The organism is Parapedobacter sp. ISTM3 (assembly GCF_016533505.1).
Lineage (GTDB): Bacteria > Bacteroidota > Bacteroidia > Sphingobacteriales > Sphingobacteriaceae > Parapedobacter > Parapedobacter luteus.
This window is the reverse complement of record NZ_JAENGN010000013.1, coordinates 42,406-57,397: the sequence shown is the minus strand read 5'-3', so window position 1 is coordinate 57,397 and position 14,992 is coordinate 42,406. Positions and strand designations below refer to the sequence as shown.

Annotated in this window: 17 protein-coding genes; 13 read left to right on the top strand and 4 right to left on the bottom strand. The window is 48.1% G+C overall.

The features are described 5' to 3' along the window. Nucleotides 1-43 precede the first annotated feature (43 nt). The 8 genes from JHJ32_RS16390 to JHJ32_RS16355 all read left to right on the top strand — a co-directional run bounded on the left by JHJ32_RS16390 (nt 44) and on the right by JHJ32_RS16355 (nt 6,266). Complete coding sequence (locus JHJ32_RS16390; protein ID WP_079718197.1) at nt 44-1,261, top strand: phosphatidylserine/phosphatidylglycerophosphate/cardiolipin synthase family protein; 1,218 nt, start codon at nt 44-46, stop codon at nt 1,259-1,261. A gap of 161 nt (nt 1,262-1,422) precedes the next feature. Next, nucleotides 1,423-1,851 (top strand): DUF2267 domain-containing protein, encoded by a 429-nt coding sequence (locus JHJ32_RS16385; RefSeq protein WP_200121678.1) that lies wholly within the window; start codon nt 1,423-1,425, stop codon nt 1,849-1,851. 20 nt (nt 1,852-1,871) lie between these two features. Next, nucleotides 1,872-2,108, top strand: a complete 237-nt coding sequence (locus JHJ32_RS16380; RefSeq protein WP_079718195.1) for a hypothetical protein — start codon at nt 1,872-1,874, stop codon at nt 2,106-2,108. Between the two features lie 110 nt (nt 2,109-2,218). Continuing rightward, nucleotides 2,219-2,680 carry a PA2169 family four-helix-bundle protein gene (locus JHJ32_RS16375; protein WP_079718194.1) on the top strand — a complete coding sequence of 154 codons (462 nt, stop codon included), beginning with the start codon at nt 2,219-2,221 and terminating at the stop codon, nt 2,678-2,680. A 30-nt stretch (nt 2,681-2,710) separates the two neighbouring features. Continuing rightward, nucleotides 2,711-3,196: a hypothetical protein gene (locus JHJ32_RS16370; RefSeq protein WP_079718193.1), complete on the top strand. Its 486-nt coding sequence runs from the start codon at nt 2,711-2,713 to the stop codon at nt 3,194-3,196. 24 nt (nt 3,197-3,220) lie between these two features. Then, the gene (locus tag JHJ32_RS16365; protein WP_079718192.1) at nt 3,221-3,688 is read left to right on the top strand and encodes a DUF2383 domain-containing protein; all 468 of its coding nucleotides are present in this window, start codon (nt 3,221-3,223) and stop codon (nt 3,686-3,688) included. Between the two features lie 194 nt (nt 3,689-3,882). Next, nucleotides 3,883-5,859, top strand: coding sequence for a PAS domain S-box protein (locus JHJ32_RS16360; RefSeq protein ID WP_200121677.1), 1,977 nt, complete (start codon nt 3,883-3,885; stop codon nt 5,857-5,859). A gap of 47 nt (nt 5,860-5,906) precedes the next feature. Then, the gene (locus tag JHJ32_RS16355; protein WP_200121676.1) at nt 5,907-6,266 is read left to right on the top strand and encodes a PleD family two-component system response regulator; all 360 of its coding nucleotides are present in this window, start codon (nt 5,907-5,909) and stop codon (nt 6,264-6,266) included. Between the two features lie 105 nt (nt 6,267-6,371). Here JHJ32_RS16355 and JHJ32_RS16350 read toward each other — a convergent pair whose 3' ends face one another. After that, nucleotides 6,372-6,887: a ferritin-like domain-containing protein gene (locus JHJ32_RS16350; protein ID WP_079718189.1), complete on the bottom strand. Its 516-nt coding sequence runs from the start codon at nt 6,885-6,887 to the stop codon at nt 6,372-6,374. Between the two features lie 304 nt (nt 6,888-7,191). Between JHJ32_RS16350 and JHJ32_RS16345 the strand changes: the two genes are divergently transcribed. After that, complete coding sequence (locus tag JHJ32_RS16345; protein WP_200121675.1) at nt 7,192-7,917, top strand: FRG domain-containing protein; 726 nt, start codon at nt 7,192-7,194, stop codon at nt 7,915-7,917. A 1-nt stretch (nt 7,918) separates the two neighbouring features. Here the strand turns inward: JHJ32_RS16345 and JHJ32_RS16340 are convergent, their stop codons facing one another. The 3 genes from JHJ32_RS16340 to JHJ32_RS16330 are packed head-to-tail and all read right to left on the bottom strand — an operon-like array spanning nt 7,919 to nt 9,590. Beyond that, nucleotides 7,919-8,641, bottom strand: a complete 723-nt coding sequence (locus tag JHJ32_RS16340) for a DUF72 domain-containing protein (RefSeq protein WP_079718187.1) — start codon at nt 8,639-8,641, stop codon at nt 7,919-7,921. An 18-nt stretch (nt 8,642-8,659) separates the two neighbouring features. Continuing rightward, a complete protein-coding gene (locus JHJ32_RS16335; protein WP_200121674.1) occupies nt 8,660-8,908 on the bottom strand; it encodes a hypothetical protein in 249 nt (82 codons plus the stop codon). Between the two features lie 34 nt (nt 8,909-8,942). Beyond that, the gene (locus JHJ32_RS16330) at nt 8,943-9,590 is read right to left on the bottom strand and encodes a response regulator transcription factor (protein ID WP_079718185.1); all 648 of its coding nucleotides are present in this window, start codon (nt 9,588-9,590) and stop codon (nt 8,943-8,945) included. Between the two features lie 432 nt (nt 9,591-10,022). Here JHJ32_RS16330 and JHJ32_RS16325 point away from each other — a divergent pair, with 432 nt between their 5' ends. The 4 genes from JHJ32_RS16325 to rfaE2 are packed head-to-tail and all read left to right on the top strand — an operon-like array spanning nt 10,023 to nt 14,988. After that, on the top strand, nt 10,023-11,006 hold the full coding sequence (locus JHJ32_RS16325; RefSeq protein WP_200121673.1) for a glycosyltransferase family 4 protein: 984 nt from the start codon (nt 10,023-10,025) through the stop codon (nt 11,004-11,006). Between the two features lie 11 nt (nt 11,007-11,017). Next, nucleotides 11,018-12,964 carry a glycosyltransferase gene (locus JHJ32_RS16320; protein ID WP_200121672.1) on the top strand — a complete coding sequence of 649 codons (1,947 nt, stop codon included), beginning with the start codon at nt 11,018-11,020 and terminating at the stop codon, nt 12,962-12,964. Then, complete coding sequence (locus tag JHJ32_RS16315) at nt 12,933-13,514, top strand: HAD-IIIA family hydrolase (protein WP_200121671.1); 582 nt, start codon at nt 12,933-12,935, stop codon at nt 13,512-13,514. The genes JHJ32_RS16320 and JHJ32_RS16315 overlap by 32 nt, the downstream gene beginning before the upstream one ends. Continuing rightward, entirely contained in the window at nt 13,501-14,988 is a 1,488-nt protein-coding gene (rfaE2, locus tag JHJ32_RS16310) for a D-glycero-beta-D-manno-heptose 1-phosphate adenylyltransferase (protein ID WP_200121670.1), read from the top strand. The genes JHJ32_RS16315 and rfaE2 overlap by 14 nt, the downstream gene beginning before the upstream one ends. Nucleotides 14,989-14,992: the final 4 nt, after the last annotated feature.

Below are 14,992 nucleotides of genomic sequence, written 5' to 3'. Positions count from 1 at the left end.
AATTTGGCGCGAAAACAACCGTCCGCCCCATTTGTTAGGTAGCATGAACGCAGATAACCCTAAAATGCCAGACAACACGACGCGCAACTACCAAGACTATCTTCCCAATCATCAAGTGAGGCTGCTTACCGGTGGTAAAACCTTTTTTTCCTTGTTGGTCCAACTCATCGAACACGCACAGGAAAGCATTCACTTGCAGGTGTACATTTATGAGGCGGATGAAACGGGGCAGTTGGTCGCTGACGCCTTAATTGCCGCGGCAAAGCGGGGAGTGGCGGTCTATCTATTGGTTGATGGCTACGGATCACAGGCGCTGAAAAAGACCTTTATTTCCCAGTTTGTTGAAAATGGGATACATTTCCGTGTTTTTGAGCCGCTGTTCAGAAGTAAGCGTTTTTATATTGGCCGCAGGATGCACCAGAAAGTGCTCGTTGTGGACGCTCGTTATGCGGTGGTTACGGGGACCAACATTGGCGACCGGTACAATGATAAGCCGGGGAAACCGGCTTGGCTGGACTTCGCCCTGTGCGTGCAGGGAGAGGTCGCCGTGAGGTTGTGTGAATTGTGCTGGGCGATGTGGAAAAACTTGCAGCGCATGAAAAGCGTACCAGAGCGTTGCAGACCTGCCGATACCGAGATAGCTTTTGGTTCCGAGCACGTAGGTGCTGTCCGTATACGCCGCAACGACTGGGTGCGCCGCAAATACGATATCACCCGCACCTATAAAGCGATCTTCCGCAAAGCCAAAAAGAAGGTAATTCTGCTGTCCAGTTATTTTTTGCCGGGAGCTACGGTCAGGCGGGATATCACTATGGCTGTAAAGCGTGGCGTGACGATACAATTAATTGTTTGCAGCCGCATGGATGTCCCCTTGGTAAAAGACGCTGAGCGTTCCATGTACGAATGGCTCTTGCAACACGGTGTAGAAATATACGAATATACGGGCAATATGCTGCATGGCAAACTTGCTACCTGCGATGACGAATGGTTGACTATTGGGTCGTTTAATGTGAATGATCTGAGTGCCCGTGTAAGTGTAGAATTGAATTTGGATGTACAGGGAAAATCGTTCGTGCGGCAGACAATCGGGGAGCTGGAGTACATTATGCAAAACCATTGCACACGGGTCAATCCTAGTGATTTTGCGGCTAAGACGACGTTGCTAAGTCGGCTAATCCGCTGGTTTTCATTTAAAATTTTACGCCTTATTTTCTTTTTGGGAACCTTCTATATGAAACAGGAAACCTATCCACGAAGTTAATACCAGCTGAATTGTATACAAAAAACAACATCATGTACACAAAAGCGTATTGAGCATCCCCTTTGGCCTACTTGTGGCTTCGCTGATAGGTAAGTCTGTTTTTCTTGGTCCGGTTGGAATGGTTATCGTATTATCAGTCCGTATAAAGGAGGAATGTAGTCATGGAAAATCATTTTGAACAGTATGCCCACGAGGGAAATCTTTTCTTAAAAAAAGTAGCCGAACAGTTAGGAACCCCGGATGACCGGCAGCATGCTTTCCGCGTGGTACAGGCGGTATTTCAAGCATTACGTGACCGGATAACGGTAGAAGAATCAATGCATTTGATATCTGAGCTGCCTATGGTGCTGAAAGCCATATACGTCAATGGCTGGAATATCAGCAAGGAACGACGTGATTCACCGACGATGGATGATTTCTTACAGGAAATCACCGCAAATAGCCCTACACCAGGTCGTGATTTCGGTAGCAATCCGAAGGACGGCGCTGCCGCGGTATTCCGTGTTATAAAGGACTATGTATCGCCAGGAGAATACGAACACGTCAAAGGGCAATTAACACCTGAAATTGCAGAATTGTTGGAAGCTTAGCTATACAGGGGGATACGATTATGAGGCGAATTAAGGTTAAAGAACCCATCACCGGCGAGCAGCTTAGTTTGCTCGCCCAACCCGAGGATTATAATGGCGAGCAAGGGTGGCGAATCATCACGCCGGATAAAGACTCGTTTGTCATCCTTGAAAAGGAGGGGGCCTGGCAAGTGGTCGACGATGAAATCCATCCGGATATCATATCAGCTATCGGTAACGCCCTGCGGCCCTACGCACGGTACAACTCACTAAGTTAACGATTATCCGAAATTTTTCAAACAAATTTTGGTCATCAATTGTCAACCCCATAGAAAAGGCCTATAGCGGCCATAAAAGTTTGGCTTAAGAAAAGAAAGGAGCGTAAAAAATGGAAGATTTGAAAAAAACGGCAGAAGTACTTAATGATCTAATTAAAATAAACAATGATCGGATAGCCGGCTACGAAAAGGCTATCGCTGAATTGCCAGTTGCCGATGTGGATCTTAAGGCGTTGTTTAGCAGTCTCATCGAGCAAAGCGAACGGCTCAAAACCGAGCTGCAGCAGCATATCAGTGCGTGGGAAAATCGGGTGGATGACCAAACTACCGCATCCGGCAAAATTTACCGTGCATGGATGGATGTCAAACAGGTGTTTGCCGTAGATGACCGGTTGGCCGTGTTGGAAAGCTGTGAGTACGGCGAGGATGCAGCGCAAAAGGCTTATCGGCAGGCAGAAGAGGAAGAAGGAATATCCACTGCAGCAAAGGCGCTAATCTCCAGCCAGAAAACGCAGTTGCTGGCGTCGCATGATCAAATCAAGCAATTGAGAGACCGGGAGAAGGTCGAGTGATATTGCATAAAATAAATAATCAACACGTACATGGAAAACCTAAAAACAACAGTGGAATGCCTCCGGGATTTGGTGGCATTCCATAGCGAACGAATCAATGGTTATGAAGCCCTGCTTAATAGACTTACACCAGACGAACAACATTTGACGACTCTTTTTGAGGCCTTTATTAAGCAAAGTATCAACATGCGGCAGGAGTTGCTCGACATCGGTGCCAATTGGGGATTACCTGAGACGCAGCTTGTGGTCGGCGGTAGATTCGGTCTGGCATGGTCAGTGGTGAAAGCGGTTTTTTCCAGCAAAATGCCGAGTTATTCATTAGATAAGTGTAAGTCTGGAGAGAATGCATTGCTCATAGCGTACCATAGCGTTGAAGGCACAGACGGGTTGCAACCTGCTTTAAGGTTAGTCATCAATAGGCAAAAACGAGAGGTCATCGCCGCGCGCGATTGGATCGCACATTTTGGAAGGCTTCAAGGACAACCTGTGGAACAGCCGCTGGCCGCTGTTTCCTGAATATAAAACGTATGCCGCTGCGATATGGATCAGCTAACAAAAACACTGGAAGTGCTCAATGATCTGATAGAAGTGAATGGGCAGCGCATTTGGAGTTACCAAGCGGTACTCGAAGGGCCAGCAGACAGGGCGGACGATGAGTTGAATAGGGTTTTTGAGCAGATTATCGCGCAGGGGCAACGTTTGCAGGAAGATCTGGAGCTGGAATTCGTGGCGCTGGCACATGACCTTCCGGCAAAAGGTAAACCGTCGGGGACGATCCTCAGGGCTTGGAATGTTGTCAAAGCCACGTTCGCCAAGAACGGCAATTCGTTGTCCATTTATGAATTTTTCAATACAGGCGAGCGAGCATTGCTCAAAGCTTACCAATACGCAGAACGACAAGAGGGGCTATTCCCCACGGCGAGAAAACTAATTGTCAGCCAAAAAGCGGAGTTATCGACATTTTACCGCCAGTATAAACAGTTGTATAAAGGCCATCAGTTTGCTTAGCAACAACTAATCGAGACCTTTTCCTATCGCTTTCCAGAAACTCAAAGCCACTGGCACCCGGTGGCCATCCTGATTTGATGCATAATTAATCGGCTAAAATATTGAGATGTGTCAAAACAATTGTATTTTTGTTGATAACGCAAGGTAAGTCCAAAATACTGGCGGACTATTCATTGTGTAAACTACCTGTCTGGATGAAAAAAGTGTATAGCGAAGTTGATAATGTTGTGTTCAGGGATTTGTTTTTTGCCTCCCCAATAGCAAGTTATATCTGTAATGTCGAAGGATTTGTAACAGTGGTTAACGATGCGGCGATAGCGCTTTGGGGGCGCGAACCTGAGATTGGTAAAGAGAAATGGTCGGGGGCGTTTGCGATCTCATCTGTTGACGGACGCCCGATGCCCTTAGAAAAATCTCCCATGGCCCGGGCAGTGATTGGGCAGGAGGGAGTATCCGGTGAAGAGATAGTCATCCAGCGTTCAGACGGCACACAACGGATTGTGCTGGTTTTCCCGAAGCCTATCCATACTGCGGCGGGAGCGTGTATCGGTGTATGTACCACCTTAGTGGATATTACGCATTACAAGCAATATGAGGAAAGGCAGGCCGCCCTCTCCGAAATTGTACAGTCATCTGACGATGCCATTATCAGCAAAAAACTTGATGGCACAATCCTCAGCTGGAATGCAGGAGCGGAACGTATTTTTGGCTACAGTGAGCATGAGATTATCGGTAAATCGATTTACACGCTTATCCCAACCTATCTCCGTAGCGAAGAAGAAACCATTATACGGGAGATCCGCGAGGGGCGGAAGGTAGACCATTACCAAACCATCCGGGTGACCAAATCGGGCAAAGAAATCCCCATCTCGCTCACCATATCCCCAATGCGTAACAAGCAAGGTCAAATTATCGGAGCATCAAAAATAGCAAGAGATATTTCTGATAAAATCCAACGGGAACAGACCATTCAGTTCCACGCGCAAAAACTGGAAACGCTTCACGCTATCGGCAAGGTGATTTCCGAAAAGCTCGACACGCATTCCATCATCCAGACGGTGATCGACTCGACGACACACCTCGCTTCCGCAGATGTGGGGCTTTGCTTTTACCGGATTTCGGACGACCAGGGGCATACAAGCTTGTCAGTAGCCGTGGCTGCACATGGAAATAACAACGAATATTACAACCTCCACTTAGACGAAGGGATTATTCACGCCATATTTGCAGGCGAAGATGTTGTAAAGTTTGATGATGTGTGTGAGGCGGCACATGTGCTGTCTCTTTTTGACACAAAAGAAGGGGCCAAGGCTCCCCGTATACGGCATTGCTTAGCCATCCCTATCCGATCTGGCGACAAACTACTGATTGGGGCCATGTTTTTCGGTTATGCACAATCCGACGTGTTTAAGACCGCAGACGAAGACATGATGCGGAGCATCGCTTTGTTGGTTGCCGTGACACTGGACAACGCCCGTTTGTTGGAAGAAGTAAATGCACTGAATCTTAAAAAGAATGAGTTTATCGCATTGGCAAGCCATGAACTCAAAACGCCATTGACGACGATTAAAGGGTACCTCCAAATTCTTGAAAGGTCCGAAATCGACCAAGTTGGACGTCGCTTTCTCACGAAAGCGCTGAAGCAACTGGAACGTATAAATGCGCTTATCGCCGAACTACTGGATATCTCTAAAATCGAGGCGGGCAAATTAAGTTTTCATTTTGAGCGTTTCGATATGAGCGAGATGGTTCTTGATGTAGTCGAAACCTTCCATTTCAGCAGCCAAACACATACAATCTTTGTCAATAATGTCCGTGGAGACTATACGGTAGTCGCTGATCGGCAGCGCATGGAACAGGTGATCATCAACCTCATCACCAATGCCATAAAATACTCTCCTGATGCAAACAACGTCTATGTGGCGCTCGAATCGTCTGTACATGAAGTGAGTGTACAGGTCAAGGATGAAGGGATGGGGATGAGCCGGGATCAACAGGAAAAGGTGTTTACCCGTTTTTACCAAGTAGAGGGCACCTCCAAGATGACTGGCCTTGGACTTGGGTTATATTTAAGTAAAGAAATTATTGAGCGCCACGGTGGCCATATCGGCGTAAACAGCGAATTGGGGAAAGGATCAACCTTTTATTTTTCCATACCCAGAGGTCAATAAATTCGATTAACTTGTAATTAATAGCCAATTTTTCTAACTTGCGAGGCATGAAAAAAGCAGTCCATGTCTTAGAGGACGATATCGATATTGGCGAGCTTATCGTATTCTTATTGACGGAACAAGGATACGATGTTGCCGTGTTTAGCAACATCGCATCGTTTAAACAGCATGCAGGGCAGCAGTCGCCGGATTTGCTGATCATTGACGTCATGCTGCCAGATGGTAATGGCTTGGATATTTGCGAAGCATGGAAAACCGATGAGGCAACCAGCCAGATACCTATTTTACTGATGTCTGCATATGATGATTACCAGCACGATCACCGAGCCGAAAAGGCCAATGGATTCATCAGTAAACCATTTGATATCAAGACCTTTCTTGGAGAAGTGAAGCTGCGGTTAGGCTAAGAAAAAGAAAAGAGCCCCGCTTTGCGAATATGGTGTTTCTTGTGTGTTAGCCATGGGGATGACGCAAAGGGGGCAGGGAACATGTGTTTTTTTGCTATCGGCGCATCACTGCGTCACATTTGCTTCTTCCATGGCAATTTCCGTGAGCTTTGCATCGGTATCTTTCTCTTCTTCCAACGTTTGGTTAAGCAGATCGGCAGCCTCTTGGTGGTCCATTAGATTGGCATAAGTGACCAAGCATCCATAACTGGCAATTTCATAATGCTCTGCTTTCTGGGCAGCTGCAATCAGTGCAGCATCCAGCACTTGGGCGTCCTCGAAGTTTTCGATAATTTCTTCAGCTTCTTCCAATAGGCTTTCCATAGCCTTGCATTTTTTTGCTCGTGGTGAAAGGTTTATTGAAGCGAAAACTTTTTTTAGCCGTTCAATATGCTGTTCCGTCTGGGCGTAGTGCTCTTCGAACGCAGTTTTCAAGCCTTCGCTATTTGCTTTTCCGGACATGGTCTTTAACCCTTTAAGCAAAAGCTTCTCGGCACTTAATACATCTCTCAGTTCGTCTACAAATAATTCGTGCAGATGCGCGTTGGGCATGTTCGAATTGTTTTTTGCTTTGTTTGCCATGATGTTTAATTCATTTGGTTCGACTAATGCAGTTCATTTTTTATGCCGATATCGAGGGCATCGTTGCTGCTGGGGTCATTGATGCCATCGATGGCCGTTTTTTTTCCGTTCAGTGCTTTAACCGTCCTGCAGCACCAACGGCAAGTGTCCTTTTTCTTGGTATGGATGTCTGTTTCTGCTGACTTTCATTCCCTATTTTAATCCGTCCGAAGCAGCGTACACGAGCACCCTCTCCGGAAAGGCCGACACAAATTGTTTGGCAGTATTTTAGGAAAAGCAGGATACAACGATTCAACAGCGCCAGATGGAAAAAGAGATAACCACGTTGGCAGACTACATGTTATGCATCAAGGCTTTAAAACAGAAACACCTGGACGCCGGTACGCAGCGTGATTTTTTATACCGGGGGCAAGCGACCGACACGCCGCTTATTCCAAAGATTTTAAGGTTGAAGCCGCGCGAGGGAAGCCTGTTAGCGATGGAGCAGGCTATGCTCGATGAGTTTAAACGTGCCAACCCATTGCTGATAGAGCCGTTTCAGGTAAGAAATGATTGGGATTATCTGACGTTAGGACAACATTATGGCCTTCCTACGCGGTTTCTCGATTGGACCAACAACGCCTTAGCAGCGCTGTGGTTTGCTGCAAGCTCGGCACTTTCTGATCAGACGGCCGGGTCACATGCCATCGTCTGGGTCTTCACGGCTGAAGCCGAAGATTTTCTGCCGAACGAGCAAGACCAGCATCCGTTTGACATCAAGGAAAGTAAATTGTTCAGACCGCGTATTATCAAGCAACGCATCAATAATCAATCGGGCGTATTTTCCGTACATTCAACCGAAGCGCTAAAACATCGGTATCGGTTTGAAGAAATTGCAGATTACCGGGCCAAAATGACTAAGATCAAGGTGCCCAAATCAGCCGTAGAAGCCATCGTGGATGACTTGCACAGTTTGGGGGTCGACGCCTTTAGCATTTTTCCGGAATTGGAAGGGCTATGCGCTTATTTACAGTGGAAGTTTTTCAACTAAATCAAGCCGTCATTTCTCGGAGTGTTTTTGCGTTGGCTGGTGCATACGCGTGCTGGTCATTATCGAAGTAAAAAAAGACATCGACACCGGCTTCAAGCCATGTCCTGCATTGGGCCGCCCATGAAGCGAGTTTGTCATCAGTATAAGTTCCCTGATATTTACCCTCCGGCCCGTGCAGTCTGACATATGCAAAATCAGCTGTTATTTCGAGCGGGGATAAATGCCCGGCAAGTTCATAGATACAGAAAGCACAATTGTGCTCCTTCAAGACTTCATAGACCTGCTGCTGGTACCAGCTCGGATTCCTGAATTCAAAGGTATAGCGTGGCCCTTTGGGCAGTTCCGCCACGAAATTTGTTAGCAAGCGAGTATTTTCTTTCAGGAAAGGGGGCAATTGAAACAGGATAGGCCCCAGCTTTTCGCCTAAATTTAATGCACGCTCAACAAAACCAGCGGTATACGCTTTCACTTCGTGAAATTTTTTAAGGTGCGTAATGTAACGGTTTGCTTTGACAGCAAAAAGGAATCCATCAGGAACGGTTTCTTTCCATTGGCGGAATGTTCGTTCGATAGGTAGCCTATAAAATGAATTATTTACCTCTACCGTATCGAACGACTGGGTATAAAAAGCGAGCTGGTCAGCGTCTTTCAAACCTTCCGGATAAAAGACGGCCTTCCAATGTTTATAATGCCAACCGGAGGTGCCGATATGAATCGTGCCCATAGCCAATTCAACTGGAATTTATTCTTGGTGGTTATAACTGGCTATGGCTTCGCCAAGTTGTTGTACGGTATCCGGTTGCAAATCACCCCAAAGCTGTGTCCATTCGCCCGATGTCTCCTGCCGTAATTGCGCAATGGAAGCCCCTTCATCATAACAGTGGTAGACCGGCACGCCATCGGTGGTTTGCTCGGCTCTTATCGTCAACTGCCTGCCTTCAAACTGTTCACCTGCCAGGCTGACTTCGAAGATGTCGTCCAATTTTTCCATGATCAACTGCATTTATTTGCCTCAGACAGCCTTATTAGTTCAGCACGCCCTGCTGAAGCGCGATGCGGATGACCGTGCCAATGTCGGGAGCTCCTGTTTTTTGAAGTAGGCTTTCGCGGTATTTCAGGATGGTGCGTTTATTGGTAAATAACTGGTAGGCAATTTCTTGGTTTGAATACCCTTCTAAGATTAGTTTGAGGATTTGCTCCTCCCGGGGAGAAAACTCCACGGTTTGTCCTTTCCTCCCGAAATCTGTCGCCGCCATCGATTCCAGTACCTTGAGGTACAGGGCTGTGCAAATGTATGTATTGCCAGCCAGGATGTGTTTGATGGCAAAGACCAATTCATCCTTGTTCGCTTCATTTACAATGTAGCCGTCCGCCCCGGATTTCATCAAACTCAGGATATCTTCGTCATATTCAATACCTGATAACACAAGTACTTTGATGTGCGAAGCTATCTTTTTTAATGTAGCTAAATACCGCTGATCTTCTTCAAGAAAAACGTGGTCAACAACCAACAGGTTTGTTGCCGGCCTGGCTGAAAGCGCTGGTATAATATCCTCCCGCTTGGAAACAATTTCCGCAAAAGTAAAATCGGGCTCTTGATCCAAAAGTGCGATAATGCCGTCACGGGCGAGTGTTTGAGGCGAGGCCCAAATGATTTTTGCTGAATTTTCCATAATCTTACCTTCGTTCTTTAAACTTATAAACACGATGTTAATCGTAGAGGTATACGTTTCAACCGTTAGAAAGGTTTTAGTTTTTTTAACATACTTTCCGTTAGCCGACAAAAAGTTTGCTTTTTAGTACATCGAAGAATGGCAGACTAAACTATTCAGCAAAATGATTTTATAATCCCAATGGGGCCATCCGGGACAAAGGTATATTGTTGTTGGTTGTAAGGTGCACGTTATAAGTGATTTACAGTGGTGTGGTTCGGCGCTCGCCAGAAAAATTAGGTGCGCTCAGGTGCCGTGGTATATAGCTTGAACCGATTATACTATTGGATATGATTCGCTTTTATCATGTATGCAATACCGTACGGTGTTGGACGGGTGTCACATACAAGTGTTTCTGCATACAAGTGTTTCTATACGATTAACAGCGACAGCATGAACGGCAACAATAGACGACTACGCATTTTTACATGGCATATACACGGAAGCTACTTGTACTACCTGTCACAGGGCAACTACGACCTCTACATTCCAGTAAACAGCGATCGCACACCGGGTTATTACGGACGGGGCACCACCTTTCCATTTGGTCCGAATGTGCATGAAGTAAATGTAGAAGACTTGCAATCGCTTGATTTCGATCTTATCCTGTTTCAAACGGCAAATAATTACCAGAATGACCAGTATGAGGTACTATCTGCACGCCAACGGGCATTGCCGAAAATCTTCCTTCAGCACGATCCGCCATGGGGGCACCCCACCGACACCAAACATATCACCTACGGAAGTGATGTCATGCTGGTTCATGTGACTCATTTCAATAAGTTGATGTGGGATAATGGTCAGCCGGATGCACAGGTCATCGAGCACGGGGTTGTTGATCAAGGGTATACGTACAGCGGCGAACTTAACCGCGGTCTTGTGGTCATCAACAACCTGCCTGATCGTGGGCGTATGCTCGGATTTGATCTTTTCCTTGAAATGCGCAAGTACGTGCCACTCGACCTGGTCGGGATGGGCACCGAGCCATACGGACTGTCTGAAATATTGCACCCCCAATTGCCTGCTTTTGCCGGTCGGTACCGTTTTTTTTTCAACCCCATCCGCTATACCAGCATGGGTTTAGCAGTCTGCGAGGCCATGACATACGGAATGCCCATTGTCGGACTGGCCACCACCGAGATGGTGCGGCATATCCGGGATGGTTACAATGGCTTCCTTGATCTAAATCCAGCGCAGTTGATCGATCGGATGACGTTTCTGCTGGAAAATAAGGAGGTTGCAAAAACCATGGGTGCCAATGCCCGCCGCTACGCGCTGGAGAAATTCAGTATCCAACGGTTTGTACACGAGTGGGAGGCGCTGTTTCTTCGGGCCATAGCGGGGCAAGCAACGGCAAAAACATCATATAGCTACTAGCACATACAATCATGAACAAGACTATTGCATTAATTAGTGAACACGCATCGCCGCTGGCGGCGATCGGCGGTGTCGATAGCGGAGGGCAGAATATTTACGTGGGCGAACTGGCACGGCAATTAGCTACGCTTGGATATTCCATCGATGTTTTTACCCGCAGGGACGATCCCAAGTTGCCCATGGAGGTGCAATGGTTGTCTGATGTCCGTATCATACATATCGAAGCCGGCCCGGCTAAGTCCTTGCCGAAAGAGGAACTGTTTCAATATATGGATAGGTTTACGCAATCCATGGAAGCCTTTATAGCGCGGCAGCCAAAGCAATATGCGCTGGTGCATGCCAATTTCTGGATGTCGGGTTATGTAGCCATGAAACTCAAAGAGCGTCATGCTATTCCCTTTGTGGTCACCTTCCATGCCCTGGGTAAAGTAAGGTTGATGCATCAACGGGAAACCGACAGATTTCCCGAAGAGCGTTGTGAAATAGAAACCCAGATCATGCAGGCCGCAGATGGTATCATCGCTGAGTGCCCACAGGATGAGTCGGATTTGATTCAATTATACCAAGCCGACCCTCAAAAAATAACGATGATTCCCTGCGGTTTCAGTCCGCACGAATTTCATCCCATCGACAAGGCGTACGCAAGAATGCTACTGGACTTGCATCCCACGCGCAAAATCATTCTGCAACTGGGTAGAATGGTGCCACGTAAGGGCATTGATACGGTTATTCAGGCATTAGCGCAGTTGCGCAAAGAAGCGACAGATGCGCAGTTGGTCATTGTGGGGGGCGAATACGAAAAACCGCACCTTCATGCCGACATCGAATACCGGCGGTTGATGGATATGGCTACTTCGCTGGGGATAGCCGACGCCATCATATTTGAAGGACGGAAGAGTAGAGAGCAGCTTAAGTATTTTTATTCTGCGGCCGATGTGTTTGTATCTACCCCTTGGTATGAACCGTTTGGCATCACACCCCTGGAAGCTATGGCGTGTGGCACGCCCGTGATTGGTGCAAAGGTAGGCGGAATCCAATATAGCGTGGCCAATGGCAAAACCGGATTTTTGGTGCGGCCAAAAGACCCGGGAGCACTCGCCCGAAAACTGGAGTTGGTGCTTAAGAATGACGATTTAAGGATATACATGCGACACAATGCGATAAAACGCGTAAACGAATACTTTACATGGAAAAAGGTAGCACAGCAGATGGACGACGTATACCGCAAGCTGACCAGCCAACGGCTCGAAACCGCGGATGATGAAAGGCAGACCATTGCCCAGGCGTTTCAAGAAGCAGCAGACCTCTTCCGATTGTCTGCCGATGGTCTTACCGATCACGTGTTGCGGGCGGGAAGGGTGCTGGCAAAGACATTTGCCAAGGGAGGCAAGGTGCTCGTCTGCGGCAATGGTGGCAGCGCAGCGGAGAGTCTCCATTTTTCCGCCGAGTTACTTGGACGGTTTGAACTGCCGAACAGAGTGGGGCTGCCGGTTATTTCCTTGATGGCAGATATGGCCATGCTGACGGCCTGGTCCAATGACATCGGTTTCAACGATGTCTTTGCTCGGCAGGTAGAAGCATATGGTCGCCCAGGTGATATCCTGTTGTGCCTAAGCACCAGCGGCAACTCCCCCAATATCCTGGAGGCTATGGATAAAGCCAGGCAATTGGGACTGGTATGCATGACGTTATTGGGCAATGACGGCGGCCGTGCCGCGGCAAAAGGAGATATCAATGTCATCGTGCCTTCCGGCAACACACAACGCATCCAGGAATTGCATCTCCATATCATTCACCTGCTTTGCACGATCGTGGAGCACCGGTTGGTCGATTACGCCGCCTCGCAAGAGGCAACCGGGCACTCTTCATCTTTGGTGCAGGCTATTGATCTGCCTCACCAGCAAAATGGGAAACTTAAACATCATCATGCCAAGCAAAAAAGCGATATTTTTGGATAAGGACGGCACACTGATCCGGGACGTCCCCTATAACGCAGACCCCGCTAAAATCGAACTGTTGGCGGGTGTGGCTGATGGCCTACGGCAACTCGGCACTTTGGGTTATTCGTTTTTCGTAGTAACCAACCAGGCAGGCGTAGCAAAGGGCTATTTCAGGGAGGAGGCACTCCTGGGGGTGGAGAAAAAACTGCAGCAGTTACTCAGCAGCAGCGGCGTGGTATTGTCAGGCTTTTATTATTGCCCACATCATCCGGAAGGCACCGTCAAGTCATACACGCGTATATGCCGCTGCCGCAAGCCCATGCCCGGCATGTTATTGCAGGCGGCGGCAACCTACGGCATCAGCCTCGGCGACTCTTGGATGGTAGGGGATATCCTCGATGACGTGGAAGCAGGTAACCGGGCAGGCTGTAAAACCGTATTGATCGATGGGCTTCGGCGCGAGCGGAAGAATGTGTTGAACGAACACCAGCGGCCTTCATACATCGCTGATAGTTTTACGCAAGCCGCAAACTTAATTATAAAAAGCACCTCACATGGAAAAGTATAATTGGCAATTTACCGCACAGTTTGAGCAAAAGAAGATCGTAGTAATAGGTGATTTTATCATTGATGAATACATCGAAGGGGGCAGTACGCGGTTATCTCCCGAAGCTCCGGTGCCGGTAGTTGATATCCATTCGGATAGATGGGTACTGGGTGGTGCCGCAAATGTCGCCGCCAACCTTCGCGCACTTGGCGCTGAGGTGGTCTTTTGTTCGGTCATCGGCGACGATATGGAGGCCGGTCGGGCATGTGATTTAGCTGTTGAAGCCGGGTTTTCGCCTGATTTTCTCATTCGGGAAGCGGGGCGCGCGACGTTGGTCAAAACCCGGATATTGGCCGATGGCCATCCACTGGTACGGCTTGATCGGGGCGACGATACGACGATTTCAGCGGAATCGGCTCAACGGCTGATTCAATATCTACAACAGCATGTTGAGGCCTGTGACGGTGTAATCGTTGCCGACTATAACAAAGGTGTGGTAACCCACGCCGTAATAGACAGCCTCATCCAATTGAAGCGCAAACAGGCAAAATTTATCGCGGTAGATTCAAAACGGCTTTTGCTTTTCAAGGAGTTGGCTCCGACCTTGGTGAAACCTAATTATGAAGAAGCGGTTCACCTGCTTGGACACGAGGCTGGCACCAAAGACAGGAGGGCTTTGCTTGAGCAATGTGGCGACGCCCTCTATCAGAAAACAGGCGCGCAGTGGTCGGTAGTGACGTTGGATAAAGACGGCTCCTTATGGTTTGAAAAGGGCAAATTGATTTTTCATGCCGGAGCAATCCCGGTGGCTGCCCCACATGTATGCGGAGCGGGGGATACGTTTATCAGTACTTGTACCCTGGCCTTACTTTCGGGTGCCGATGCCAGGCGCACGGCGACCATGGCAACTGCCGCAGCCACGGTGGCAATTGAAAAGGATGCAACGTCGCTATGCACGCGTTTGGAGCTCTTAGCCAAGTTGGACAACGAACAGAAGCTGGTTACATCAATGAGGCACCTGGAAGAAATCCGTGCCTATTATAAAAGCATGGGACGCCGTATTGTATTTACAAACGGGTGTTTCGATATCCTGCATAGTGGACATGTCAATTACTTGAAGGAAGCGAAAAAGCTTGGTGACGTACTTGTCGTTGGAGTCAATGATGACGAGAGCATCCGGCGGCTAAAGGGTCCAGAGAGGCCCATCAACGGCCTCGCCGATAGGCTGTCCGTCTTGGCTGGGCTCGGATGTATTGATCATCTGGTGGTCTTCGGCCATCGACAAGATGACACACCTTCGGCACTCATTAAGGTGTTGGCGCCAGATATCTTCGTCAAGGGGGGCGACTACCGGATGGCCGAGTTGCCCGAAGCCAAATTGGTAGCGTCGCTGGGTGGCCGTGTGCAGTTGATTCCGTTGACGGCCAACCGATCGACCACCCAGTTGATACGGCGGATTTATGAACACACGCATGTAAACAGCGCCATTGTATAGTCAT